We start from the raw sequence: 25,288 nt of genomic DNA, 5'->3' as shown, positions 1-25,288 counted from the left end.
TGTCAAACTAAAAAATTAAAAAGTAATCAAAAAATTAAGAAATTCATTTTAAAGTAATCATGTAATACGACAATTATCTTATAATAATTTAAAGCAAAAATTCACGATATGATGCTGATTTTTTCCATACTTAAAATTAAATATTTATTTGATATTACATTGCCACATCAATAACATAACTAAAATAGGTTTGTTATAGATACGTAATTTTAGCTGTATTTGTACAACATGAAGCTTTATCTTCTTTCTCAAAAATTAATCTCATGATATCTATTTTATCGAGTGTATCTTATGCGTCATTCTTATCATATTGAAAAACATTATACAGAACGCTCAGGATGGTTACGTGCAGCAGTATTAGGTGCTAATGATGGTATTATTTCTGTGACTAGCTTAGTGGTTGGTATTGCAGCCAGTGGCGCGTCTTCAGAAACCATCTTGATCACCTGTGTCGCAGGCTTAATTGCCGGTGCTGCCTCTATGGCAGCAGGTGAATATATCTCGGTTAAATCACAAGAAGATATCGAAAAAAGTGACTTACATATGGAAGCCCGAGAATTACAAATTCATCCAGAAAATGAACTCAAAGAGTTAACGCATATTTATATTCATCGTGGTTTAGAACCCGAACTTGCTGCGCGCGTTGCTCAACAACTGACTGCACATAATGCCTTAAATGCACATGCTCGTGATGAAATTGGTATTTCAGAACAAACCGCAGCTCAGCCCTTTGTTGCTGCCTTATCTTCTGCACTGGCTTTTTGTATCGGTTCACTTTTTCCTTTGATCTCGATTATGTTATTACCTGCACATATGCTAGAGAGTGGTATTATTGTTGTCGGGGTGATTACACTCGGTATCATGGGCGGATTAGCCAGTTATGCTGGAGGCGCCAATATTTACAAAGGCGCTCTTCGTGTCATGATTTGGGGCGTGATTGCCATGCTCTTTAGTAGCTGGGTAGGTTCATTATTTCATGTGGTGATTGGATAACATCAATCATTACATTATTTTTTTCTTAACCACATACTTTTTAGAACTTGATCACGCAACACAAAATGATGAATTAATGCTGCTGTTGCATGTAAGCCAACCAAAGAAATAAATAGGTTGGCACAAATTTGATGTATGTCTGGCCAAAAATGACGATCAGCAAGATGCAGCAAAGGTACACTGATATTAAAAATCATAAAATTAGATACAACACTGGATAAAGCCAACCATCCTAAAATTGGAACGAGGCACAAGAATACATATAATAAAAATTTCATCATCTTAAATGCTTTTTGCTGAAGGGCAGAAAGCTGATCAGATGCAGGTAATTGATGTCGATAATAAAAAATCATCAATAATCGTAAACAAAAAATAATCAATACTGCTGTTCCAGCAATTACATGTGTCTGCCCCATCCAATGATCTTGAATCGGATGAGCACTGGTTATATAGGCAAGTATCACCAGACATACAGTCAGCCAATGTAAGCAGATGATCACGAGTGGATAGGATTGTATTGTTTCAAATTTAGGCGATTTTTTTTGCATGAAAATGCTCTATTTTTCATTAGAATAACATTATTTTATTACACAACTTTAATATAAATTAAAAACTAAAAATAGTATTTTAAGATTAAAATTAAAAACCAATAATAATTGCTATATAACTAGTAAGATATTGATTAAAATAAACATAATATAAATTTATTGCCAAAATTACAGTGAATTAAAACCTATCAATGATATGATTACATCAACAAATTTATTTATTTCTATGATTATCATTAACCTATATAGTAACAAGACAACCCTTTATATATTATGATATACATATATTTTACTAACATTGATAACAAGCATTGTATACTTACCTTTTTGACTCATCTTCTTGGTTCGAGTTTTTCTGCCTATGAAACACACTTCTATCTCTTCAGTGATCAAGCCATTTAGTCTGATTGTTTTTTGTTTGGGGTTAACTGCATGTGGTAATGACTCATGGTGGTCAAATCAAGATGAAGCCACTTTAGATGCTGATCAAATTAAACGCATTATTCCCAATCGCGTCAAAGATCGTCAGTCTTGGGCTCAGGATATTTACGATATTTCAAAAGATTTGGGCATTCCACAAACTAAGCAGAATATGTGTACGATTATCGCAGTGGTCGATCAAGAGTCTAATTTCCATGCAGATCCAGAAGTTGCTGGTTTAGGTGCAAAAGCAGTAAAAGAAGTACAGGAACGCTTACAAGAAAAATTTACCGATAAACTTGGAGATACTGTCGGTGGAACCGTTGCAGAATATTTTCAAGAAGTATTAAAAACTCAGCCTACACCAGAAAACAATTATCTCAGCCAGATGCGTCAAGTTAAAACTGAACGACAATTAGATGAATTATATCGAGAAATTTTCGATTATATGTCTAAACACTATCATGTGAGTGCATTGACCGGCGCAGCAAAGCTGGTTGGACAAGATTTTGCAGAAAAACTAAATCCAATTACAACGCTTGGCTCTATGCAAGTTCATATTACCTATGCAAAAGAAAATAAACGTCAAAGTGGTAATATCGCTGCACTTAGAACAGACCTATATAGTCAATATGGTGGCTTATATTATGGTATTCATCGCCTCATGATGTATCCAGCAGATTATGATAAGCCTATTTATCGCTTTGCCGATTATAATTCTGGCATGTATTCAAGTCGTAATGCTGCCTTTCAAAGTATGCTAAATTCCATCACAGACAATACTTTATCGCTGGATGGAGATTTATTGCTCTATAATAAAGATGGTTCATTAAAAGCAACTCAAAGTCAATCCGAGAAAGAACTCATTGCCGTATTTGCTGCACATAACATTTTAATCACACCAAGACAAATCCATTCAGATCTCAAACTAGAGAAAGAAAAAGATTTTGAAGATACCGCAACATATCGTGCAGTTGGTAAACTTTATAAAGAAAAAACTCATAAAGAACCAATGTATGCCATTATGCCTGAAGTGGTTATTACAGGTCCTAAACTTAGCCGAGACTACAATACCAACTGGTTTGCAACTCGCGTCAATGGTCGTTATGAAACATGTATGAGAAAAGCCAAACACATAAAAATTTAGCACTTTTTGATTTTGACGGGACTTTATGCAATAAAGATAGTTTTACTCTGTTTTTCTTTTATGCGTTATCTAAAAGGCATATTATTAAACGTGGTATTGCAACCCTCCCATGGATTATTGGCTATTATGCTCAACTTTATCCAGCGCATTTAATGCGCCCAAAGTTATTTCAAAAAATGCTGAAGCATATACCTATTGCGATCTTAGATCCTATCGCAAAGGAATATGCCAACTATTTAATCGAACATCATCTCAATCCTCAACTGTATCAACAGCTCAAAAACCACCAAGCTTTAGGTGATGATGTGGTATTGGTCTCTGCTTCAATTGATATTTATCTACAGTATATTGCGCAAAATTTAGATATTGATTTAATCTGCTCAACTACAGAGATCAAAAATCAATATTATACTGGACGTTTTGCTTCACCTGATTGTAGCCATCAACAAAAGAAAATACGTGTTTTAGCCAAATACAACTTAGCAAAATATCAAGCGATTTATGCCTATGGTAATAGTCATGAAGATCTGGCCATGCTCTCTTTAGCTCATTTTCCTTATTTACATGGCAAATGCCCATTACCCTTACCTGATATCAACTGATTGTTTACCGATCCATATCGCTTGTGCTGATATCACATCATGATCAAAAATTAAGAATAAATCATATAGGCATAAACCACATATATCCCGTTGGCTATATGTGGTTAACTAAAAACGATCTTTATTTTTTAAATGGGAAAGCATATTTGGCAATACGTTTAATCACACTACCATACTGCTTAAATAAATTAGCATTATTATAGTTAATCCCATATTTTTTACATACTGCTTCTACTTTTGGTGCCATCTTACGATAGCGACGTGCAGGCACATCAGGATATAAATGATGTTCTATCTGATGGCTTAAATGTCCAGTTAAAATATGGAATGCTTCTGAACCAGTCAAATTAGACGAACCACGAATTTGACGCATATACCAATGACCACGACTTTCGTTCTCTAATACAGTTTTCGGGAAAACTTCAACATCTTTGGTAAAATGTCCACAGAAAATAATACTAAAAGTCCAAATATTGCGTATACCATTTGCCACACAGTTACCTGCCAGTACCGGTAATGCTGCAGGACCTGCAAGTAATGGAAAGAAAATATAGTCTTTAAATAACTGTTTTGACATTTTTTTCTGCATAGGTTTAAAACGGGTTTTAAACTCATCTTTACTCATACGGCCTTTGATATATTTACCAATTTCAAGGTTTTGAATAGCAACGCCCCACTGAAATAGTAAACAAAATGGAATACTATATAATGGCTGTAATAAATAACCTTTTTTCCAACGCTGTTCTGGAAATAAACGAATAATACCGTAACCAATATCATCATCCATTCCCTTAATATTGGTATAAGTATGATGCTTATAATTATGGGTTTGACGCCAATCTTCAGCCGTACCTACAATATCCCACTCATAAGTTGTACCATTAAATAAAGGATCATTCATCCAATCGTATTGGCCATGCATAACATTGTGCCCTAACTCCATATTTTCTAATATTTTAGAAAATCCAAGCAGTCCTGTCCCTAAGAGCCATGCAGGTGGAAACCATCCCGCAAATAATAAAGCACGACCTGCAATTGAAGAGTAACGAATGGTTGAATAAATACGACGAATATATTGGGCATCCTTTTCACCTAAATCATCCAAAACTTCCTGTTTAATTGCATCTAATTCACGTGCTAACTCACTTAATTCAATTTCAGTCAGCTCACGATTTTTCGGATTTTTAAAATATTCTACCTTAACTTGCATATTCATAGTCGTGACTCACTTATAAATCGATGGTTAAATCAGTTTGAGCTGAATTGACACAAATTTTTAAAAAATTACCAGGCTCATTATTTTGCATACCATTGACCAAATTTTTTGTTGATCCTTCTTGCTTGTTACACGCACATTTATTACAAATACCCATACGGCAGCCATGCTTTGGTTTAATATCATGCTGTTCAAGGCCAAGTAAAATAGATTGTCCCTTAGGAATCGCAAGCACTTTATTTGATTGTGTCAAAGTAATATTAACAAAACCAACATCATCATTAAGTATTGGTGTCATACTAAAAGCTTCAGTTTTGATTATATCGGCATGATGAAATAATTTTTCAACTTGTGTGGTAAAACCCGATGGACCGCAAGCATAGACTGCACGTTGTTCAATTTCAGCTAAATCATCTAAATGCATTTCATTCAGACGTGCATCTGGATCCTGTTCTTGTGTAAAAAAACATTGGAACGTAAAGTTGCTATTTTGCTGTGCCCAAGCTTCAAATTGTGCTTTAAACGCACTATCTTGATTCTTTTTCACCCAATACATTAAATGAACCGGTGTCTGGTGTATCACAGCAGATTTAAACATGGCATGAATAAGGCTATACATCGGTGTGATTCCACTACCTGCTGCCAGTAACAGTAATGATTTTTGGTCTGGCAATAACATATCACCATAAGGTTGGCCAAATTCTAACAGGTCACCAACTTGTGCCTGCTCAACTAGCCAACTACTCACTTTACCCTGATCGACTTTTTTCACAGTTAATAATACTGTTTGATCATCTAGTGAGGTCAAACTATAGGTTCGTTCATAACGAATGCCATGAATATTAACAAATACCGGATGATGTTGGCCTGCTTGTCCGGTACGAAAATGACGATTACATCTTAAAGTTAAACTGACGGTATCGTTTGCAATGACTTCTTTCTTTATAATCTTGCCTAGCGCCTGATTGATTGACCAAAGTGGATTGATTTTTTTTAACCAGAAATTGGTTGGATTAATACCAATAACTGCATCAACTAGAGATGTTATAGGAAATTTAGACTTTTCGATGACGTGCATTTGATTGACCACGTTGTAGTACTTTTGAATTATTATACATGTGTATATATATTTGTATATACATATGTATTGTATCCAAACATTTCATAAATAGATACAAGTCGCTATACTATAAATATTGCAGATATTTACCTTAAAAGACAGACCGGACCTCTATGAAAATAAGCAAAAGTGCGCCTTTAAATGACTCATTAGATGTTTGCGAAGCGCCTCAAGCACGAACAGTAGGTCGAAAAGCGACCATTACCAAGGAAGAACTTTTCCAAGCTGCCTTAAAATTAATTGGTCCTGAAAAAAGTATTGCATCTTTAAGCTTACGTGAGGTCGCGCGTGAAGCTGGAATTGCACCTAATAGTTTTTATCGTCACTTTAAAGATATCGATGAACTTGCAATAGAACTGATTGAAAAATCAGGCTTAGTATTACGACAAATTCTACATGAAGCCAGACTTAAAGCGTCTAAACAAAGTAGTATTATTCGCACTTCTGTTGAAGTTTTCATTGAGCAACTCGATGCAGATGAAGGTAATCTTAGCCTGTTATTACGTGAGGGTTACACTGGCTCAAAATCTTATAAACTGGCAGTCGAACATCAACTTAATTATTTTCAACAAGAATTACAAGAAGATTTAATCCGTCTGGAAAGACTCAATCATAGTAAAATGTTATATCCAGATATTGTTGCCAGTGCAATTACTCAATTGGTTTTTAATATGGGCGCCAAGGTTATCGACTTAGATGCAGAACAACGTAAAGATGTTGCGGAAAAAACGATGGTGATGTTACGTATGATCTTAGAAGGTGCACGTCACTTAGAACAAGCAAAAATCCATTAATTATACGATGTATCTCGGTATTATAAATAAGAAAGGAGGCCAAATGGCGTCCTTTTGGCTTTTTATCCGTTACCCAATCCTAACCAACGCATATATTGAAAATTTTCTGAAAAAAGAACAATTCAGTATCTATTTAAGCATTTGAAAATCTTTATTTTTTTGCTAAACATCATTCCAACTAAAGCGAAACACTGATATTTCGATCTTATTTCATTACTACAACCTGCCGTATAAAATTCAATAGATCTAAATACAAAAACCGAGCTAATAGCTTAACTCGGTTTTAAATCTAAGCTCATCAACCCCTATGACGATAAGGCTGCATTAAGCTAATTTAAGGTTTGACCACCACCATCACTTGAATTGCTTCAGGCGTTACAGATAAACCTTCTAATAAACTCAATCCTTCCTGTTGCAATTTTTGTAGACCTGTAATTTCATCTTCACGAATACTTGGATTAAACTGCTTTAAATAGGTTAAACGATCAATTTCATATTGCCATTTTGCCGCATATACTTCTTTGGCTTGCTGCTTAAAGCTCGGTAGTGCTGCTTTAGCAATATCCAATGCCTGAAGATAACGCTGTTCAACAATTTCTCGACGTGCCTTAATCACTTGACGGCAACTATTACTATCTAAATGATGTAAATACGGTTTTAAAATTTCTGGACTAATTTTCGCAGATAGATCTTGACCTTTTTCACTCAAAATTACACGAATTAATTGTTGTGGCAGACTAGCTGGCAAATTCAGTACTTTCGGTGCCACGACATCAACTTTAAACCAGACTTCAATCAATACCGAACCCTGTGGTAATGCAGCAGATTTTAATAATGCGACATTAGTACTACCAAATCCTTGGGTATTAATCATTTCCATCACACTTTCAACAAATGGATGTTCTAATGTAAGGTACTGTGCATCTTCACGAATCTGTGCTTGATCACGATAAAATGTCGCGGTCATCCCCTCTTCATCCAACGTTAAACCTTGTACTTGCATTTGATCCGTTGGTTTAATAATCACTGTACCATTACTTTGTTCATCAAAGTCAATGTTGGTCGATGCCATAAAACGCTTCATAAACATCGGTAAAATGGTATTATCATCATAATCTTCAAGTGCTTGTACAATTTCTTGCGCTACAATAGGACGACAAGAATTATACTCAAGCAAACGGTCACGACCTGCTTGAAGCTCAGCTTCTAACGCCTCACGTTGTACACTAACCTCTTCAAGTAAATCTTCAAATTTTTGTCCTAAATCTGCCAATAGACAATCTTTAAGATCAACAATAAAGTTTTCTTGTAAGGTTTGGGCTGTTGGTGAAATATGACTAAAAATATTTAATGCTTCATTATACCAACGGAACATACGCTCTTGAGCTGTGCCCTGTAAATACGGTACATGAATTTGAATACGATTTTCTTGACCAATACGATCTAAACGGCCAATACGTTGTTCTAATACATCTGGATTTGCTGGCAAATCAAATAAAATCAAGTCTGATGCAAACTGAAAATTACGCCCCTCTGAACCAATTTCAGAACACAAAAGAATCTGTGCTCCATAAGAATCTTCAGCAAAATAAGCAGCAGCCTGATCACGTTCCAATAGGCTCATTGCTTCGTGGAACATCGCTGTACGGACACCGGCATGTAAACGTAGAACATTTTCTAAAGCTTCAACCACAGGCCCACTACGTGCAATTAATAATACTTTTTTATGTTTTAGATCTGTGCGCAAACGTTCCATCAACCACATTACTCGTGGATCATTTTCCATCCATGCACCATCTAACTGTGCTTCTTCTGGCCACATTTGTTCGCGTAATTTACCCGCAGTTGGCCAAGTCTCAGGGGCAACTAAAGGTGCTGGCTGACAATCACGACCTGGAAAACCTTGAATGGCTTCACGCGTATTACGGAATAAAATACGCCCAGTACCATGGCGATCTAATAATTCATGAATAGCATGAAAACGTTGTTCAGGAATATCTTCGATACGATGTCCTAATAACTGCTCTAATGCTTGAATATGTGTTTCTTCAAGTGGCAAATCAGACATTAATACTTCAGCAATTTTAGCCGTATGCTGATATTGCTCTTCTTCTTCTAGAAATTGAGCCAAACAACTAAAGCGCTGTGGATCAAGTAAACGTAAACGTGCAAAATGACTTTCTACACCCAACTGTTCTGGTGTTGCTGTCAACAACAGAACACCTGCGGTTTGTTGTGCAATTTCCTCAATTAAATCATATCGGTCATTGCCACCTTCTTCTTCGCTCCACATCAAATGATGTGCTTCATCCACCACCAAAAGATCAAAACCTGCATCTAACGCTTGTTCACGTAAATCATCATGATCAATCATTAAATCAATTGAGGCAATAATCCGCTGTTCTGTTAAAAATGGGTTTTGTTCAGGATCATGTTCTTTAATCGATGCTGTACGTGTTAAATCAAATAAAGAAAATTCCAAATTGAAACGACGACGCATTTCAATCATCCATTGATATTGCAATGAATCTGGAACTAAAATTAAGATACGTTCTGAACGGCCTGTTTTTAATTGTTGATGAATAATAAGACCCGCTTCAATGGTTTTACCTAATCCCACTTCATCGGCCAATAAAACACGCGGCGCAAATCGTTTACCTACTTCATGCGCAATATACAACTGATGAGGAATCAGACCAACACGAGAACCAACTAAACCACGTAAAGGACTGGTCTGCATATTGGCTTGCATTTGCAATGCTTCAATACGTAAGTCATACCATTCTTTATAATCAATCTGACTCGCCAATAAACGATCCAATGGTTTCGATAGCTGAATACTGGCACCAATACGTGTCTCATTTAAAGATTTACGCTCTTGCGTACCATCTTCACATGTACGTATGACATCATAACGAATAACGCCATGACGATCTTCAAATGATTCAACAATCCATTTCCGGCCTTCTTGATCTTGTAATTCATCTGAAATATTAAAAATAATTCGAGATAAAGGCGCATTACTACGCGCATAAACACGAGTTTCATCACTTTTAGGAAATAAAATGCTGACCGATCGTTCATTTACATCAATAAGAACACCCAAACCAAGTTCTGTTTCAGTATCTGATAACCAACGCTGACCAATAGCAAACTGCTGCAATTTTTTCCACCTTTATTTCAAAATTATGAGCTAAATTTTTATTAAAAAGATAACTTGATATCTAAATAAAAATCTACCTCTTTAAAGCTTATATTCTGACACAAAGCTCACTAAAAAGTGAGCACTTTCCAATCTAGAGACATTTTTTCTATTAAAATGGCACAGGACAATAAAAATCTACGGCCTGTTCCGTTTTAGGATGATAAAAACTCAGCTTTTCTGCATGTAAACATAATCTTGGCATTAATTTTTGCTGTAAAACAGATGCATATAAAGTATCCCCCACCATAGGATGTCCAATATATTGCATATGCACACGTAATTGATGTGATCGTCCTGTAACCGGTATAAGTTTTACACGTGTTACTGCTTGATCTTGTATATAGAAACGTTCGAGTACTTGCCAGTGAGTAATAGCTGGTTTATTCCATGTTAGATCGACCATATGTAAAGGTGGGCGCGTTGCATCATAAACAACAGGAACATCAATCGTGCCTTGTTGCTCATGTAAATGTCCGACCACCACTGCCTGATAGATTTTATCGGTATGACGTTCTTGAAATTGACGAGAAATTCGATTTTGTCCGAACTTAGATAATGCAAAAACCAAAATTCCTGATGTATCTCGGTCTAGACGATGAATAAGTAAAGTGCGAGGTTCTATTGCAAATAAGCGATGCAATACACAATCTTGCAGATCTTCTGTTTTACCTGGAACGGTTAATAATCCTGCTGGCTTATGAATAACCATAAAGTCTTCATCACGATGAATCAGATGTTCAATTAGAAAATTACTCAATGTTCACTTCCAAGCAGATCGCGAAAACAAGGCGGCAATAATAAAAACCTTAGCAATAAATATCAATGAAAATTATTGATTTCTTCTCTCCAATCATCAAGAGATGATCAAATCATATTCCTATATCAGCTTTTATTGCGACTTTGTAGCAATACTCATTGTCCAGAAAAAATTTATCTTAAATAACAAAGATAACAATTTAATCAAGCTGTCAAATCATGACCAATATAAAGATATTATTGGAGATTTTCGCTACCACCATTATAGATTTATCTGGGATTATTGCAAAAGTAAAATCTGTAATAATTGGTTTACTGAACAATGTTGCTGAAAATTATCATAATCAATATCCGCACCATTGGCACGCCAGAGCCCAACCAAACTAACCATTGCAACAGAATCTAATCCTAAAAGACGTAAATTTATATTTGGATCAATTTCTAAAGGTTCTAAATTCAAATGCTCTGCAATAGCCAATACAATACCTTTATGGGATAAAATTAAATGCTTGGGAGCACTTAAAGACCAAAGACGCATTAATGTATAGCAGTTAAGATGATGATACTTTTGATGACTAATCGTATAAATCCATTGCACATGTTGCGCCAAATGCTGCACATAAATCGCATCATTAACCACAGCAATAGAAGAAGTCATCGCTGCAAAATAATCAAGCAAATATTTAGTCTGTGGCGTGATATAACCAGCTAAGATAAATTGATGACGTAAATTAGATTGCTCACCTAAGCGCATCATTGCAGTCATATCCTGATGATCTTTTAGCTCAATGAATGGAATATCTAATGCTTTTGCTTTTCTAATAATTTTAGTAATATTTTGATATATTTCACTTTTTTCCCATTCAGGTAAAAGCATTAACGCCTCTAGGCCCAATACAACCAGTAAGCTTTGATGGCTTTGTAAAGTCCATTTCGCTTGACTTGCTTCTAATTGAATTTTTTTCGGTAAAGTATAAAACATTCAACATCTAATCTCGCTCATATCCAGTCATACCTTAACTGAAGCAAAAGTAATATGTTATATATTTTATATGACTTTATTTTAAGTGTATTCAATTTAAACTATTCAAACCAGCATCGCCAAGCATAGTGAGTTAATACAATATATTGTTTGCTCTAACTTGTCGCCGCAACATGGGCTAAAAACTGTTGAATGGCATATTGTGCAATATCTGCATCTTGACAAGATTGAACACCAGAGACCCCAATTGCACCAACCAGTTGGCCTTGATACAAAATAGGTTCACCACCCTCAACTGCACCGTGGAAGTTAGAAATCGATAAAAAACTGCTTCGTCCTTGTAAAATAAGATCTTCATAAAATTTTGATGGTCGTCGACTCATTGCAGAACATTGCGCTTTATCTAAGCAAATTTGTGCTGTTAATGCTGAAGCACCATCCATACGTTTCATGGCCAACAGCGCTCCTGATGCATCCACAATCACAATACTCACATTAAAGTTTTGCTGTAGTGCATATTGATAGGCCTGATCCAATAAAAATTCTGCATCTGATAAAGTTAAATAATGTTGAGTTTGCATACAAAATCCCTTGTGATTTTATAATATTTTAATGTGTTGATCTCTTTCAGCATCACGAATTGTAATTTGATAAATCGATTCAATATCGGTTTAAAACCGTCGATCAATATCATTCGCGATATTACTTAAAAAGCCCGTTATCGATCTAACAGGCTTTTACCATCTTAACTTAAAAAATATCGATTATGCTTTTGCAACTTCTGCAAATGCTTGTTTTGCCATTTGAATAGTAAACTCAATATCTTCATCTGAATGCGCTGCTGAAATAAAGCCTGCTTCAAATGCAGAAGGTGCCAAATTAATACCACGTTGCAACATTGCATGGAAAAATGTTCTAAATGCGGCAACATCACATTTTAACATCGCATCAAAACTGGTAATGTCTTCCTGATCGGTAAAATAAAGTCCAAACATTGCGCCTGCTTGTTGTGTTTTAAATGGCACACCTGCTTCATCTGCAGCTGCTTGTAAACCTGTCAGCAACTTTTCTAATTGCAGATTAAGTTTTGCATAGAAATCAGGTTCACGTAAATATTTAAACATTTCAATCCCTGCACGCATTGCCAGAGGATTACCAGACAAAGTTCCAGCTTGATATACCGCACCTAACGGTGCAATACATTCCATAATTTCACGCTTTCCACCGAAAGCACCTACAGGTAGGCCCGCACCAATAATTTTACCCAATGTCGTCAAATCTGGCTTAACGTTATAGTAGGCTTGTGCACCACCTAAAGCAACACGAAAACCAGTCATGACTTCATCAATAATAAAGACTGAACCATATTCATCACAAACATCACGAATAGCCTGTAAAAACCCATCCACTGGTTTTACTAAATTCATATTGCCCGCCACAGGCTCAACAATAACTCCAGCAATTTCAGAACCAAATTTGGCAAAACATGCTTTTAAGGTCTCAATATCATTGTATGGTAGGGTTAAAGTATGCTTAGCAAAATCTGTTGGTACTCCTGCGGAAGTGGCTTCACCTTCCCCTTTGGTCAATAAACCTGAACCTGCTTTAACCAGTAAAGAATCTGAGTGCCCATGATAACAGCCTTCAAATTTAACAATTTTATCTCTACCTGTATAACCACGCGCCAAGCGAATTGCAGTCATGGTTGCTTCTGTACCTGAATTGGTCATACGAACCAACTCAATCGACGGCATAATTTCACAAATAATATCTGCTAAAGTAGTTTCATGGACCGTTGGTGCGCCAAAACTTAAACCATCTACTGCAGCTTGCTGAACGACCTTAATAATTTCAGGGTGTGCGTGACCTAAAATCATTGGCCCCCAAGAACCAACATAGTCAACATAACGTTTCCCATCAACATCGTATAAATAAGCACCTTGCGCTTTTTCAATAAAAACTGGCGTCCCCCCTACACCATTAAAAGCACGGACTGGTGAGTTAACACCGCCAGGAATATGTTTACTTGCTTGTTTAAACAATTGTTCTTGCTTTGGAGATAAACTCATGAATGTACTCAACTTATATATCAAAATTTCACTTCAACTGTTTTTTAACAGTGTAATTTATACAAATAAATTTGCCCAAGCATTGATGCGCTTCGGAATATCTTCTAGATTTAAAGACAATATATCACTGATTACTGCACAAAGATCAGCACCTGCTTTAATTACAACATCTGCATTTTCAACCGTTAACCCACCAATTGCGCAAATAGGCACATCAAACTGCTGTGATGCCTGCTGTAATACGTCAAGCCCAATACATCCCGCTTCAGGTTTCGTTGATGTTGCATAAATTGCGCCAAAAGCGACATAGGTCGCTCCTTCAGCAATCGCCTTTTGCGCAAGATCAAGCGAGTTTAGACATGTTCGACCAATGATGGCATTTGCTGCTAAACGGGTTTTTGCCTGTGAAATTTCACCATCACTTTGCCCTAAATGTACCCCTAAAGCATATTTTTCAGCTAAATCAATATCATCATTGATCACCAAAGGGACTGAAAATTCTTCACATAATATTTTAATTTTCGCAACTTCATCAAGTTGATCAATTGGGGCGATTTTTTTACGGCGATATTGTAAGATTGCAATCTTACGGGTTGCTAAAGCTACTGCTAATTTTTGCAGTAAGATATTTAAAGGGTCATCATTGGTAATTAAATATAAACCGCGCATATTGTGTCACTCAATCAATTCATCAGCTAAATCTGCTATTACTGTAGCATTGATAGAGCAATGCAACTAATAAAATCATCATAATGATCAATGATGTTATTGCCATCTCATCGTATTTTACCTGTAATATAAAAAAAGCCTAGAGAAGGTCACTCTAGGCATGGAAATCTAACTGATCATTATAAGACTTAAAGCAGTTTAATATGGACTTGATAGATTAATCAATCCATCTGCATCTTTCTTTTATGGTTTTTTAATACTCATTTCGTGATATCTCTTACAAGGTTTAAACGACTATAGCATCAATATCGATCAAGTCATATGGCTTTATCTGTCATCATATTTTTTTATCACATCATTTTGACAAAAATTTAATGCTTGAGTTGGTTGATCATCAACAAATCATAACGCTATATTATTAACACATTCATCATAAATCCAGATATATCAATAACCGATCAAGTTCATGTTATGTTAAGCCCCTATGATACACCACGAACTACAAATAATTTTTGCATGATTAAGATAGTGAATTAAAGCCAAGATAACAAACATTAGTTCTTTTAAAAAATGCGGGTGATCTAAAGTATAAAAATCGCCACATACGATCATAGCTTGCAAATGATGATCATTGATTCATATAACGTGTAAAACAAACGAATTACTTCACTCAATATATCCCAATACAGCCATCTTTTATTAGGAAATCTTATGACACAAACTGCATGTATCGTTACAAATCTAACTGTAGAATTTGGCAATAAAACGATGTTTAAAGCATTAAATTTTAGTTTATATGCCAATCAAATCACGGCGTTGATTGGCCGTAATGGTCAAGGCAAATCATTATTAATGCATATTTTAAATCAGGCTTCTACTTTAAATACGCCATATACAGGGCAAATTTGCTGGCAAATGACACATGCTTATTTGGCACAGTTACAACGCTTAAATGCCAGCACAATCGCTGAAGCACTCGGGGTATTTGACTTATATCAAGCCTTTCATCGCGTAGAGCTTGGTATTGCAAGTTTTGAAGACTATGAAAAACTGGAACATCAATGGCATTTACCTCACCAATGGTCTATACAGTTAAATGCAGCTCAACTCCCTACCGATTTAGATTTTCCTGTTCAAGCATTGAGTGAAGGAGAAAAAACTAAATTGGCTTTATGTGCATTATTCTTAAAGCCAAATCACTACTTATTACTTGATGAACCTAGTAATCATTTAGATAGTGCAGCAAGAGATTGGCTTATATCTCAACTAAAATCTCATCCAGCAGGTGCATGTATCATTAGTCACGATCGTACTTTACTGCAACATGCTGAGCATATTTATTATTTAAATCAACATGGCTTACAACATAGCACAGGAAATTATGAAATTTTCTCTGAACAGTATCAGAAGAATACAATTGCATTAGAAAAAAATATCCAGCATAAAGAAAAAGAAATTAAACAAATTAAATTACAACAGCAACAGATGCAACACAAAGCACAAAAGCGTGAAAAGCAAGGTGAAAAAATACGTCACAACCATGCACAAGCAAAAGTGATCCTTGATTTTAAAAAAGAACGCGCAAGTCAAAGTATCGCTGCAACACAAGCACAGCAACAACGACAAATGCAAATTGAACGCAATGATTTAAATACACATCAACAATTACTGGAAACAATTAAACCTCAACAGTTTCAATTTTTAGATGGGCAATTTCAATCTGGTGAAGTATTAAGGGTTAATAACTTAAAATTACCCTATGGCAGTACACAATGCATTAATTTTGCACTGCATGCTGGAGAAAAAATTCATGTTTCAGGTCGTAATGGTATTGGAAAATCTACGCTATTAAAACAAATTACCCAGCCAAATCCGAATATTTATATTGCACGACCATATTTCTATTTAGATCAAAATTTTAGTTTTCTACAAAATGATTTAACTGTTTTGGAAAACTTAAATCGAATCAATCCAGAAATTACCCCAACACAATGGCGTAATTTATTAGGTCAATTAAGAATACGTGGTGATCAAAGTACCTATGCTTTATCTTGCTTAAGTGGTGGCGAAAAACTAAAAGTTGCCTTGTTAGGACTAAGTCATCTTTCACCTCATCCAGAAATCCTATTATTAGATGAACCTGAAAATCATTTAGATATTGAGTCAAGAGAAATGTTAGCTCAAGCTATTCGATCGTATCGAGGTTGTGTCATTTTAATCTCACATGACCCCCATTTTGTTGAAGCCTGTGGTATTAAAGATGTATTACGGATGAACTAAGCTTATCAATAGATTTAAATACATTTTTTGTGCAGCCTTGAAACTTAATTTTCCTCAATACAATAAGCGCATTCATTTTGCAACATATTCATCATGAAGCATGTGATATTCTCGTCACCTTAACAGTTGGTGCTTCTCACTGCTAGACATTAAAACTTTAAATTACCGTTTTGGTCATCAATAAAATTGACGATATTCTCCCTTCGCTCATAAAATTTTCTCTGATAAATTCGAGTGATAACATCTTTAAGTGTGATCTCTCATGATGATTGTTTAGTACCCACTGATTGTCTTAAACCTAAGACACAAAAAAATGATAGTGCTTAGATGTCTTTAATTAAGCCAATTGAATTGCTAAAAAGTGGTCGTCAAGTCTTACATCTATCATGATTTTCGCTACAATCATGTTAAATAGAAAAATCAGCTATTTTTCTCTGCCATCACATTTAAAAAAATTTAATTAATCAATCAAGATGTTGTAAGTCGATTGGCTTATATCATGAATTGACTGATCTTAGGACAATAGATATGGTTGAAATTGAATTAAAATTTCAAATTCCACAAACACGTCGTCATGCATTATTAAAAGCATTAGATCCGAAAAAATCCCAGAAAATTCAGCTTAAAGCAAAATATTTCGACACTCCAGATTGGTTATTAAGTCATCACAAGATTGCATTACGCCAACGTTTAGAGGGTGTACAGTGGATACAAACCCTTAAAGCAGCAAAACATAATCATATTGAACGTTTTGAACACAATCATACTATTGGTGAAAACAATCAGACACCTGAATTAGATTTATCCATCTATGCCCAAGATCATGAAGCGCAACAAATTTTAAACTCTGCATTGGCACAAGATACGACAACATTGAGTTTACAATTTGAAACAGATATTGAACGTCTATATCGTGTGATTGAAATTGATGATACCCAAATCGAAATTTGCTTAGATATTGGTTGTGTTAAAAGTCAACATAAGCAACAAGAAATCTATGAAATTGAATTTGAATTAAAACACGGCTCTCTAACAACACTGCTTCATTTCTGCTTTGAATGGGTGAAGAAGTATCAACTTTGGTTAGATGTACGAAGTAAAGCAGAACTGGGAACATTATTGGCGATGGATTTAGCCGTGAATCCTGCCCAACTTGCGACAACATTTCAACTCATTAAAAAAGACAATGCAGATCAGAATGTTCGTTTATTAATAGCACAACAATTACATCACCTTCTTCCCAATATCGCAGCCATTTCAGCTGGGGTAGCACAGCAATCACATATTGATCAAGCTGAAATCGCATTAGAACACTTATATTTAACAACACATCTGTTTAAACATTGGAGCAATGGCATTTCAGAAAAATGGGGATATCAACTACAGGCATTTAAACAACAGTTTGCACACTTAAAACACTTTCAACATATGCAAAATACCTTAGGGACTTTTTTACAAAACCCAAATACTGCTTCTCAGTTAGAAAAGGATATTTTATATGCTAAAGAAAAACTTGGTCATTTAGTCAAATCTACCCTTAATGTTCACCATTTTCTTGAACTACTTTTATTTAGTATAGATCAAACAATAGAACAGCAAAATCATGATTTAAAATGGTATGCGCAAAGCACATTACAACAGCAATATAAACACATTCACGAAGCACTGACTGCTGCCAGTATTCATCATATGGAAAGTTTAGATCAACTTGCAGAATATATTCAGCAACTTAAATTTTCTTTTCCTATTCTTACTTCAATTTATGATGTTAAAAATTTGCAAAAATATTATAAGGCACTTCATGATGCTAGTGTCGCAGCGAAAGAATATCAAATTCTGTCTAGTTCAGTACAATATATTCAGCAAACAGAACTAGAAGCAAGTGACTGGTTTGTTTTAGGCTGGTTAACCGCAAAACAGGAAATTTATGCAGAGCGATTAATTGAAGCAACTGAACAATTTATGATCAGTCGAAAATTTATAAAATAAACCTCGATTGCAACCCGTGGTGCCAATCCAAATTTTCGAATCGATTGGCATTTAAAAAGATAAAAATATAGTTTTTAGTCTTGTAAAAACATATAAATCAATTAACATACCAACCGGATGGTATGTTTATTTATTCATTGAGAGTAGCCAATATGAACCATGTTTTGTTTGCTTATAGCCTACTCGGATTGGCCATTATTTCTGAGGTGATTGGCAGTACTTTTTTAGTTAAATCTCAGTCATTTACTAAATTATTCCCTAGTCTTATGGTCTTGATACTGTTTGGTATTGCTTTTTATTTATTGTCACATGTTATTAAAACCATCCCTTTAGGGATTGCCTATGCGATTTGGGGTGGTGTCGGCATTGTGTTGACATCTATAGTCGGCTATGTACTGTTTAAACAAACACTCGATTTAGCTGCTTTAATTGGTATCACATTAATTATTGCGGGTGTCATAGTCATTAATTTGTTCTCCAAATCTGCAGGTCATTAAGTGAAAAAAGATATTCAACAACCCAAAAAACAACCCGAAATGATTAGAAAACGGATATTAGAGCAAAGCATTATTTTGGCTTCAGAAAAAGGAACTTCTCATATTTCAATCCAAAATATTGCCAATGGTGTAGGCATTAGCAAAGGTGGAGTATTCCATCATTTTGCCAACAAACAAATTTTAATTGAAGCCATGATTACAGAAATTATTGATCATTTAGATCGCAAGGTGGAAAGCCTGATTGCCAATGATAAAATTGAATATGGAAAATTAACCAGAGCATACATTAATATCACCTTTATCTCTGAAATCGATGGACTGATCTCCCCTTGGTCTGCATTAGCCATGACCATGATTACGGATCATACGTTTAATGCCATGTTTGGAAAATGGTTTCAAGATAAACTTAAATACTATACCACCACAGATCACCATCCTGAATTGGCCTTGATTCGCTTGGCAACTGATGGTTTATGGCTACAAAGCATAACTGGTATCATCAATTCAGTAAGCTGTCTTCAATATAAAAATGACTTGATACAAAGAACATATCTCACCTGATGCTTTACTATCGTTTGACGGATTAATTACGCTGCGATATTCAAGCTGTACAAGCGATATTTTAGGGCGTAAAAAGTAGATTATTTATAAAAAAATTCATCAAAAAAATAATACTCCAATTGGTGATATTAATGCCACTCTTTGTCACACTACTATCAGCACACATCAATTTATCATCATCAAAAACCTAGGCTAATACAATTTATCTGCAAAATATATAAAAATAACTAAGGTTATAACTAATAAAAAAATTCTCATAAAAATGTCAAAAGAATTAGAATCAGAATTAACTTCTGGATATCCTATAGGCGAACCATTATATATTGAAACAACGAAAGCAATATAAGATATTATTAGATATAAAGCATCCTCATTAAAGTTAAGAGTTTTAGATATTAAAATCCATCTTATTAATAAAAAAAGAGAAATAATAGTTAAGAAGACCATAATAGTTTTACGATATCTTCCCATTACATAATTTATTAATATAGTTTTAACCATATTTAGCATCCAATTTTTTTAGGGTTTTCTTGACACTGCTTAATTGCTTCGGGTATTTGCTCTGCAGTTTTTCCAACTCCTTCTGTATAAATATTTTTTATGCCTTCCAAAACAGGTGCATTTTTTACAACCTTACCAGCAATACCTCCAGCTGTTGAAGATATTAAAATTTCAGCAAACTTTTGGTTATTAGACTTAGTATCATCCAATAATGTACTGCCTGTACCCAGTAAAGCTCCTGCATTTAATAACACAGGTGAAGCGGGTGTTGGGTATAAACCCAATATTGTAGATATATTACTAGCAGTATCCGAAGCATCAGAAATATCTTTTCTTAATTTTTTATCATGATATTGACCACATGCAGAAGAATTAGGATTAATTCCCATTGATTTGCATTCATTCCTATTTTTTTCATTTTTTTTGCCGCTAACTTATTAGCAGCATCAATTACAATCGAAAATTCATTATTCTCCACGGCATTCTGCCCAATCACACCTGCCAATTGTGCGTTATAACTCGAATCGCCTACCGCTCCACCTATGACTGCACCTATCCCTGCGGTTAAATCTCGGATTTGTGCTTTAACATCTTCTGGCAGTAAGTTGGGTTGGAATATGTCACTTGCAAGTTATTTTATAATCATCAAAGAATTCAAAAGGTTTGGATTTTAAAACACCAAATCAAATGGCAGAGGACTTTTATCGGTTAGCTGCCTAAAATCTCCCAAGTAAAAGTCTTCTGCTAATTCAACACACATCACTTAGCTTAATATTACCTGCTATTTGCAACAGTGCTATAATAAGTTCGATTGGGGGGAATACACCATTTATAAAGATATCCCGTGGAACTCACATAAAGAGATAATATAGGTTTTACTATTAACCCCCATCAAAGATAAAAACATTTTTTTTTCTAAATTATTACTATTGAAATAAAGAGACTCTAAAAAACCTGTCGCAACTGCATCTCCTATTTTTTCAGAATTTACACCATCCTCAATGATAATAAAAAGTTTTGAAAAAATATCTATATCGAATCTTTCTTTTAATATTTCTCTAGCTAAATTACTCATTAAAAAAGTTACAGGGGGATTATCAGGTAACCATTCCATTTTTTCATTTTCATAAAATAATCGCAATTTAGGAACTAAATCAAAAAGCTTATCAAAAAATATTTCTTGATTAATCATGTTACTTTCCTTTTAAAGCATTTTGTAAATCACGTAGCATTAATTCTGCTGCCATTTTATCATTAGACGATGCGTTCGGATTACTTTTAATCCACTTACTTAAAGCATCAGAATAACCCATAGCTTTTTCTGTATGAGTTTTACCGCCAACTTTATTTCCTGTGGACATCTCATAGCGGACAGCATCAGCAGTACTTCCACTACCTATCTTGGCATTATCAGGATATAAATCATCAGTAATGCGCTGCAATTTTAAGTCGCTTACCAAGGGCTTTTGCATTTTAGCTGATAACTTATCAAGTAACTCTTCTCTAGCTTTAGGTGTTGTATAGACATCTCTCAAAGCTTCATTTACTGCTTTATTTACTTTTTGAGCATCACCATCTTTATAAGAATTATTTTTAATTTCTGTCGCAATATCCTTACCATATTTTTTTCCAATAGCAATAATTGCTTCATCTGTTAATTTAACTGGGCCGGAAAGTGTCTTTGAAAATCCTAAAGCTAACATTGCAACTTTAGCATCTTGCCTTTCTTTAGCTGTAATATATTCTTTAGTTATTGGATCATATTCAGCTCCCATTACAGCAGCAAGCTGTTTTATTGTTAAATCATTAATAACAAGCAGCGTTTTTTCGCCTAAAGTTTTGTCAGGTATCGGACAAACGTATCCTGTAGGACAAGTCCATTCTTTCTTCTTATTCTCAGCTGCAATTTTATCAACATTTTGACTAATAATAGAAAACTCATTATTCTCCACTACATTTTTACTAATCACCCCAGCCAATTGTGCGTTGTAACTCGAATCTCCAACAGCTCCTCCAATGACTGCACCAATACCTGCGGTTAAATCTCGAATTTGTGCTTTAACATCTTCTGGTAGTAAGTTGGGTTGGAATATGCCACTCGCATCTTGATACAGTGGATTATCTCTGTATTGATTCGTTAAATATTCAGCTGCTGCTTCACTGGCTACTGCCGCACTCGCTCCTGCTCCTGCATTTCCACCATTAATATAGGCGAGCGTTGCGCCTAATAATGCATGTGCAACCAGTTGCGCTGCGGTGTTCTTGTCTTCTCCATGCGAAAACTCTTGTCCTATAATTTGTGCTGCATTATGGTACTATGGGTATTGGATGATATTTTTAGGTAAATATAATATTCTTATGAATATTTCATGATGAAAATTTATAAAATGAGCGAGAAAGAAATTAGTCAATATTTAAGTTTTATATTACGGCATAGGCCCGAAGAAATTGGTCTTGAGTTAAACTCTGAAGGTTGGGGAAATATTTTTGAATTGATAGAAAAGTCTCAACCCATTAATAATACAAAATTAACTTTAGAAATTATCCAAACAATTGCAAAAAACAGTGATAAGAAACGTTTTCAGATTTCTGATGATGGCTTAAATATTCGTGCTATACAAGGCCATTCAAATGTTAAAATCCAACGTAAGTTTACAGAGAAATCACCTCCTGAGTTTTTATACCACGGCACAGCTACTCGTTTTTTAGAATCGATAAAAAAGCACGGTTTAGTTCCAAAAGATCGACAGTATGTGCATTTAACTGAAGATAAGCAAATAGCAGAATCTGTTGGTACTCGCTATGGAAAAATAAAAATTCTAAAAATTCATACATCAAAAATGTATAATGAAGGATTCAAATTTTTTCTAACAGAAAATGGAATATGGTTAATTAACCATGTCCCGAATAGATTCATATCAGAATTATAGAAATAATATCCATTTTAACTTGATAGTCATACTAAAAATGAGTGACTGTCAGATTAGATTTTTGAGCTACTACACATAATTATTAATTTAAAATCTTAAACTCCTCGCAAATAATTTCAAACCTAATATTTTCGGATAAAAAAATCCAAACAAAATGTTTAAGATTAAATTTTTTTTTGTAGTGTTTATTGAAAAGTTGACCTGCATCAGAATCTAGAAATTCAACTAAACATCCTGACGCCATCACATCCTTATCATCAATATAATTTATTTTAACTAATTCTGGAGTTGGAAAACTAGAATGTTTAAACCACCTCACACCATAGAAAACAATTTCTTTTTCCTTTACTCCGATATCTGTATCAAAAACGAGTATTAATGACAAAGTTAAGTCAGAAAAACTATATCTGATAGCATTCTCACCATAACTAGGCATCCATTGATACGGGTCTAAAATTATACGTGGTTTAGTTGCTATTAACATTTCTATTTCCTTGTAATAGTCTTTGAGCCGGTTTCAGGAAGTTTATTACGCTTCAACTGGTCCTGTGCTAACTTATCAAATGTAGTGCCTATCTTCATCTCTGGTACCTGTATACCTGTTTGGTTATTCCCATACCATTTATCTTGAGGAACTCCTGCACGGTTTAAAGCAGTTGAAGTTCTTGTATTTAGAATTAACTTTTGACCACCTTTAAGCTCAACGTAATCTATAGGCAACTGACTAACTTTAATTTTTCCTTTCTGTATAGCTGAAGCTAAATCATCAATAGTATTAATTGGATACCCTGCTAATTTTGAATAATTAGCTTTTCCTTCCGCACTAAAACTCTGATCCACTCTAATTCTAGACTGTGCAAAATTGGCACCTTTCACAGCGCCTGCCCCTTCTAAACGACCAAAGGCATATTTTGCTTCAGTTAATACTGGAGCAATCATCAAAGCACCATTTACAACTTGTACTGCTCCTTCACTATACTTACCATCTGCAATTTTTGCCGATCCTTGGCCTACATTATAAGATCCAGCTAATCCACCAACATATCTGATTACTGTTCCCAACTTACCAGTCAAACCAAATAATGCAGGTTGTGCTGCTTCTGCCAACTGCTTATCTGTAGAGTTTGCATAACTTAAAGACTGTTTGGCTTTAATGATTGCTTGATTTAACTGTTCACCAGTGTAAGGGTCTGCCGTGCCTATATTAAATTTTGCATCTGAATAAATTTGTTGTGCTTTTTTAGGATCTCCATTTGATGCTTGATTTAATAAATATGTTAAATCGTAAAGTTGCTCATTACTTAATGATTTTGGATTTTTAACATATTGTTTTAAAAGTTGATCTGAATATTTATCCATTGCAACTAAAGCCAAGAATTCTCTTGCCTCTTTTTCGTTAAGTGAACCATTATTTAAAATTGCGAGCACTTTAAAATTAAGACTACGCTCTCCACCTTGCGCTTTATTTATGAGCTCAACTTTACGTTTATATTCTTCAGAAGATAAAACATTATTCTCCACCGCATTCTGCCCAATCACACCTGCAAGCTGTGCGTTGTAACTCGAATCTCCAGCAACGCCTCCAATGACTGCACCAATCCCTGCTGTTAAATCTCGGATTTGTGCTTTAACATCTTCTGGTAGTAAGTTAGGTTGGAATATGCCACTCGCATCTTGATACAGTGGATTATCTCTGTATTGATTCGTTAAATATTTAGCTGCTGCTTCACTGGCTACAGCGGCACTACCGCCTGCTGTTGGATCACCTCCATTAATATAGGCAAGTGCTGCACCTAATATTATATGCCCTGCCATTTGGACTGCTGTGTTTTTATCTGCTCCATGACCCCATTGCTCACCAATAAACGCTGCTGCATAAGGTGCTAAAGCATTGCTTGCTACTTGTAAATCGGTTTGCCCACCCAATGCAGAGGTCAGTACTGTAGTGACTGCGGTTAATGCTCGACTGCTACTTCCGCCAATTCCCCAAGCTTGAGCATCTTTTGATG

At 35.0% G+C, this 25,288-nt stretch carries 23 protein-coding genes and 1 pseudogene; 9 read left to right on the top strand and 15 right to left on the bottom strand.

Annotation, left to right across the window (positions count from 1 at the left end; translation table 11 throughout):
- The first annotated feature begins 291 nt into the window (after positions 1–291).
- Positions 292–993: a VIT family protein gene (locus QSG86_RS11055; RefSeq protein WP_317031549.1), complete on the top strand. Its 702-nt coding sequence runs from the start codon at positions 292–294 to the stop codon at positions 991–993.
- Between the two features lie 14 nt (positions 994–1,007).
- On the opposite strand, the gene QSG86_RS11050 is transcribed toward QSG86_RS11055, so the two are convergent.
- Complete coding sequence (locus QSG86_RS11050; protein WP_317031548.1) at positions 1,008–1,541, bottom strand: cytochrome b; 534 nt, start codon at positions 1,539–1,541, stop codon at positions 1,008–1,010.
- A gap of 361 nt (positions 1,542–1,902) precedes the next feature.
- On the opposite strand from QSG86_RS11050, the gene QSG86_RS11045 reads away from it, so the two are divergent.
- Together QSG86_RS11045 and QSG86_RS11040 are read left to right on the top strand one after the other, a co-directional pair.
- Positions 1,903–3,108, top strand: a complete 1,206-nt coding sequence (locus QSG86_RS11045) for a DUF1615 domain-containing protein (protein ID WP_317031547.1) — start codon at positions 1,903–1,905, stop codon at positions 3,106–3,108.
- On the top strand, positions 3,075–3,710 hold the full coding sequence (locus tag QSG86_RS11040; protein ID WP_317031546.1) for an HAD family hydrolase: 636 nt from the start codon (positions 3,075–3,077) through the stop codon (positions 3,708–3,710). The genes QSG86_RS11045 and QSG86_RS11040 overlap by 34 nt, the downstream gene beginning before the upstream one ends.
- A gap of 121 nt (positions 3,711–3,831) precedes the next feature.
- On the opposite strand, the gene QSG86_RS11035 is transcribed toward QSG86_RS11040, so the two are convergent.
- Positions 3,832–4,926, bottom strand: a complete 1,095-nt coding sequence (locus tag QSG86_RS11035; RefSeq protein ID WP_317031545.1) for an acyl-CoA desaturase — start codon at positions 4,924–4,926, stop codon at positions 3,832–3,834.
- Between the two features lie 13 nt (positions 4,927–4,939).
- The gene (locus QSG86_RS11030; RefSeq protein WP_317031544.1) at positions 4,940–6,004 is read right to left on the bottom strand and encodes a ferredoxin reductase; all 1,065 of its coding nucleotides are present in this window, start codon (positions 6,002–6,004) and stop codon (positions 4,940–4,942) included.
- Positions 6,005–6,159: 155 nt separating this feature from the next.
- Here QSG86_RS11030 and fabR point away from each other — a divergent pair, with 155 nt between their 5' ends.
- Positions 6,160–6,840, top strand: a complete 681-nt coding sequence (gene fabR / locus QSG86_RS11025) for an HTH-type transcriptional repressor FabR (protein WP_317031543.1) — start codon at positions 6,160–6,162, stop codon at positions 6,838–6,840.
- A 334-nt stretch (positions 6,841–7,174) separates the two neighbouring features.
- On the opposite strand, the gene rapA is transcribed toward fabR, so the two are convergent.
- The 6 genes from rapA to thiE all read right to left on the bottom strand — a co-directional run bounded on the left by rapA (position 7,175) and on the right by thiE (position 14,521).
- Entirely contained in the window at positions 7,175–10,003 is a 2,829-nt protein-coding gene (rapA, locus tag QSG86_RS11020; RefSeq protein ID WP_317031542.1) for an RNA polymerase-associated protein RapA, read from the bottom strand.
- A gap of 151 nt (positions 10,004–10,154) precedes the next feature.
- Positions 10,155–10,802, bottom strand: coding sequence for an RluA family pseudouridine synthase (locus QSG86_RS11015; RefSeq protein ID WP_317031541.1), 648 nt, complete (start codon positions 10,800–10,802; stop codon positions 10,155–10,157).
- A gap of 279 nt (positions 10,803–11,081) precedes the next feature.
- Positions 11,082–11,783: a phosphopantetheine-binding protein gene (locus tag QSG86_RS11010; RefSeq protein ID WP_317031540.1), complete on the bottom strand. Its 702-nt coding sequence runs from the start codon at positions 11,781–11,783 to the stop codon at positions 11,082–11,084.
- Between the two features lie 155 nt (positions 11,784–11,938).
- Entirely contained in the window at positions 11,939–12,364 is a 426-nt protein-coding gene (locus tag QSG86_RS11005; protein ID WP_317031539.1) for a heme-binding protein, read from the bottom strand.
- A gap of 183 nt (positions 12,365–12,547) precedes the next feature.
- On the bottom strand, positions 12,548–13,852 hold the full coding sequence (gene hemL, locus QSG86_RS11000) for a glutamate-1-semialdehyde 2,1-aminomutase (RefSeq protein ID WP_317031538.1): 1,305 nt from the start codon (positions 13,850–13,852) through the stop codon (positions 12,548–12,550).
- 57 nt (positions 13,853–13,909) lie between these two features.
- On the bottom strand, positions 13,910–14,521 hold the full coding sequence (thiE, locus tag QSG86_RS10995; RefSeq protein WP_317031537.1) for a thiamine phosphate synthase: 612 nt from the start codon (positions 14,519–14,521) through the stop codon (positions 13,910–13,912).
- Between the two features lie 711 nt (positions 14,522–15,232).
- Between thiE and QSG86_RS10990 the strand changes: the two genes are divergently transcribed.
- From QSG86_RS10990 to QSG86_RS10975, 4 genes are all read left to right on the top strand, one after another.
- Positions 15,233–16,801, top strand: a complete 1,569-nt coding sequence (locus QSG86_RS10990; RefSeq protein WP_317031536.1) for an ATP-binding cassette domain-containing protein — start codon at positions 15,233–15,235, stop codon at positions 16,799–16,801.
- A gap of 528 nt (positions 16,802–17,329) precedes the next feature.
- Positions 17,330–18,790: an inorganic triphosphatase gene (locus tag QSG86_RS10985; protein WP_317031535.1), complete on the top strand. Its 1,461-nt coding sequence runs from the start codon at positions 17,330–17,332 to the stop codon at positions 18,788–18,790.
- A 152-nt stretch (positions 18,791–18,942) separates the two neighbouring features.
- The gene (locus tag QSG86_RS10980; RefSeq protein ID WP_317031534.1) at positions 18,943–19,287 is read left to right on the top strand and encodes a DMT family transporter; all 345 of its coding nucleotides are present in this window, start codon (positions 18,943–18,945) and stop codon (positions 19,285–19,287) included.
- Positions 19,288–19,848 carry a TetR/AcrR family transcriptional regulator gene (locus QSG86_RS10975; protein WP_317031533.1) on the top strand — a complete coding sequence of 187 codons (561 nt, stop codon included), beginning with the start codon at positions 19,288–19,290 and terminating at the stop codon, positions 19,846–19,848.
- A gap of 503 nt (positions 19,849–20,351) precedes the next feature.
- On the opposite strand, the gene QSG86_RS10970 is transcribed toward QSG86_RS10975, so the two are convergent.
- The 4 genes and pseudogenes from QSG86_RS10970 to QSG86_RS10955 all read right to left on the bottom strand — a co-directional run bounded on the left by QSG86_RS10970 (position 20,352) and on the right by QSG86_RS10955 (position 22,301).
- Positions 20,352–20,738, bottom strand: coding sequence for a hypothetical protein (locus tag QSG86_RS10970; RefSeq protein WP_317031532.1), 387 nt, complete (start codon positions 20,736–20,738; stop codon positions 20,352–20,354).
- Positions 20,739–20,806: 68 nt separating this feature from the next.
- Positions 20,807–20,965 (bottom strand): annotated as a pseudogene (locus QSG86_RS16680) (VENN motif pre-toxin domain-containing protein); the annotation flags it as partial.
- Positions 20,966–21,178: 213 nt separating this feature from the next.
- The gene (locus tag QSG86_RS10960; RefSeq protein ID WP_317031531.1) at positions 21,179–21,541 is read right to left on the bottom strand and encodes a hypothetical protein; all 363 of its coding nucleotides are present in this window, start codon (positions 21,539–21,541) and stop codon (positions 21,179–21,181) included.
- 1 nt (position 21,542) lies between these two features.
- On the bottom strand, positions 21,543–22,301 hold the full coding sequence (locus QSG86_RS10955) for a hypothetical protein (RefSeq protein WP_317031530.1): 759 nt from the start codon (positions 22,299–22,301) through the stop codon (positions 21,543–21,545).
- 435 nt (positions 22,302–22,736) lie between these two features.
- On the opposite strand from QSG86_RS10955, the gene QSG86_RS10950 reads away from it, so the two are divergent.
- A complete protein-coding gene (locus QSG86_RS10950; RefSeq protein WP_317032556.1) occupies positions 22,737–23,279 on the top strand; it encodes an RNA 2'-phosphotransferase in 543 nt (180 codons plus the stop codon).
- Between the two features lie 82 nt (positions 23,280–23,361).
- Here QSG86_RS10950 and QSG86_RS10945 read toward each other — a convergent pair whose 3' ends face one another.
- Together QSG86_RS10945 and QSG86_RS10940 are read right to left on the bottom strand one after the other, a co-directional pair.
- On the bottom strand, positions 23,362–23,763 hold the full coding sequence (locus tag QSG86_RS10945) for a hypothetical protein (RefSeq protein WP_317031529.1): 402 nt from the start codon (positions 23,761–23,763) through the stop codon (positions 23,362–23,364).
- A 2-nt stretch (positions 23,764–23,765) separates the two neighbouring features.
- The gene (locus QSG86_RS10940) at positions 23,766–25,205 is read right to left on the bottom strand and encodes a VENN motif pre-toxin domain-containing protein (RefSeq protein ID WP_317031528.1); all 1,440 of its coding nucleotides are present in this window, start codon (positions 25,203–25,205) and stop codon (positions 23,766–23,768) included.
- Positions 25,206–25,288: the final 83 nt, after the last annotated feature.

Origin of the sequence: Acinetobacter sp. SAAs474 (assembly GCF_032823475.1) — a bacterium.
GTDB lineage: Bacteria > Pseudomonadota > Gammaproteobacteria > Pseudomonadales > Moraxellaceae > Acinetobacter.
The sequence above is the reverse complement of the archived record's forward strand: the minus strand, read 5'-3'. Positions and strand labels throughout refer to the sequence as shown.

Coding starts and splice junctions, on each gene's coding strand:
- QSG86_RS11055 (WP_317031549.1), top strand. CDS start 292: ATGCGTCATTCTTATCATATTGAAAAACATTATACAGAACGCTCAGGA.
- QSG86_RS11050 (WP_317031548.1), bottom strand. CDS start 1,541: ATGCAAAAAAAATCGCCTAAATTTGAAACAATACAATCCTATCCACTC.
- QSG86_RS11045 (WP_317031547.1), top strand. CDS start 1,903: ATGAAACACACTTCTATCTCTTCAGTGATCAAGCCATTTAGTCTGATT.
- QSG86_RS11040 (WP_317031546.1), top strand. CDS start 3,075: ATGTATGAGAAAAGCCAAACACATAAAAATTTAGCACTTTTTGATTTT.
- QSG86_RS11035 (WP_317031545.1), bottom strand. CDS start 4,926: ATGAATATGCAAGTTAAGGTAGAATATTTTAAAAATCCGAAAAATCGT.
- QSG86_RS11030 (WP_317031544.1), bottom strand. CDS start 6,004: ATGCACGTCATCGAAAAGTCTAAATTTCCTATAACATCTCTAGTTGAT.
- fabR (WP_317031543.1), top strand. CDS start 6,160: ATGAAAATAAGCAAAAGTGCGCCTTTAAATGACTCATTAGATGTTTGC.
- QSG86_RS11010 (WP_317031540.1), bottom strand. CDS start 11,783: ATGTTTTATACTTTACCGAAAAAAATTCAATTAGAAGCAAGTCAAGCG.
- QSG86_RS11005 (WP_317031539.1), bottom strand. CDS start 12,364: ATGCAAACTCAACATTATTTAACTTTATCAGATGCAGAATTTTTATTG.
- hemL (WP_317031538.1), bottom strand. CDS start 13,852: ATGAGTTTATCTCCAAAGCAAGAACAATTGTTTAAACAAGCAAGTAAA.
- thiE (WP_317031537.1), bottom strand. CDS start 14,521: ATGCGCGGTTTATATTTAATTACCAATGATGACCCTTTAAATATCTTA.
- QSG86_RS10990 (WP_317031536.1), top strand. CDS start 15,233: ATGACACAAACTGCATGTATCGTTACAAATCTAACTGTAGAATTTGGC.
- QSG86_RS10985 (WP_317031535.1), top strand. CDS start 17,330: ATGGTTGAAATTGAATTAAAATTTCAAATTCCACAAACACGTCGTCAT.
- QSG86_RS10980 (WP_317031534.1), top strand. CDS start 18,943: ATGAACCATGTTTTGTTTGCTTATAGCCTACTCGGATTGGCCATTATT.
- QSG86_RS10970 (WP_317031532.1), bottom strand. CDS start 20,738: ATGGGAATTAATCCTAATTCTTCTGCATGTGGTCAATATCATGATAAA.
- QSG86_RS10960 (WP_317031531.1), bottom strand. CDS start 21,541: ATGATTAATCAAGAAATATTTTTTGATAAGCTTTTTGATTTAGTTCCT.
- QSG86_RS10950 (WP_317032556.1), top strand. CDS start 22,737: ATGAGCGAGAAAGAAATTAGTCAATATTTAAGTTTTATATTACGGCAT.
- QSG86_RS10945 (WP_317031529.1), bottom strand. CDS start 23,763: ATGTTAATAGCAACTAAACCACGTATAATTTTAGACCCGTATCAATGG.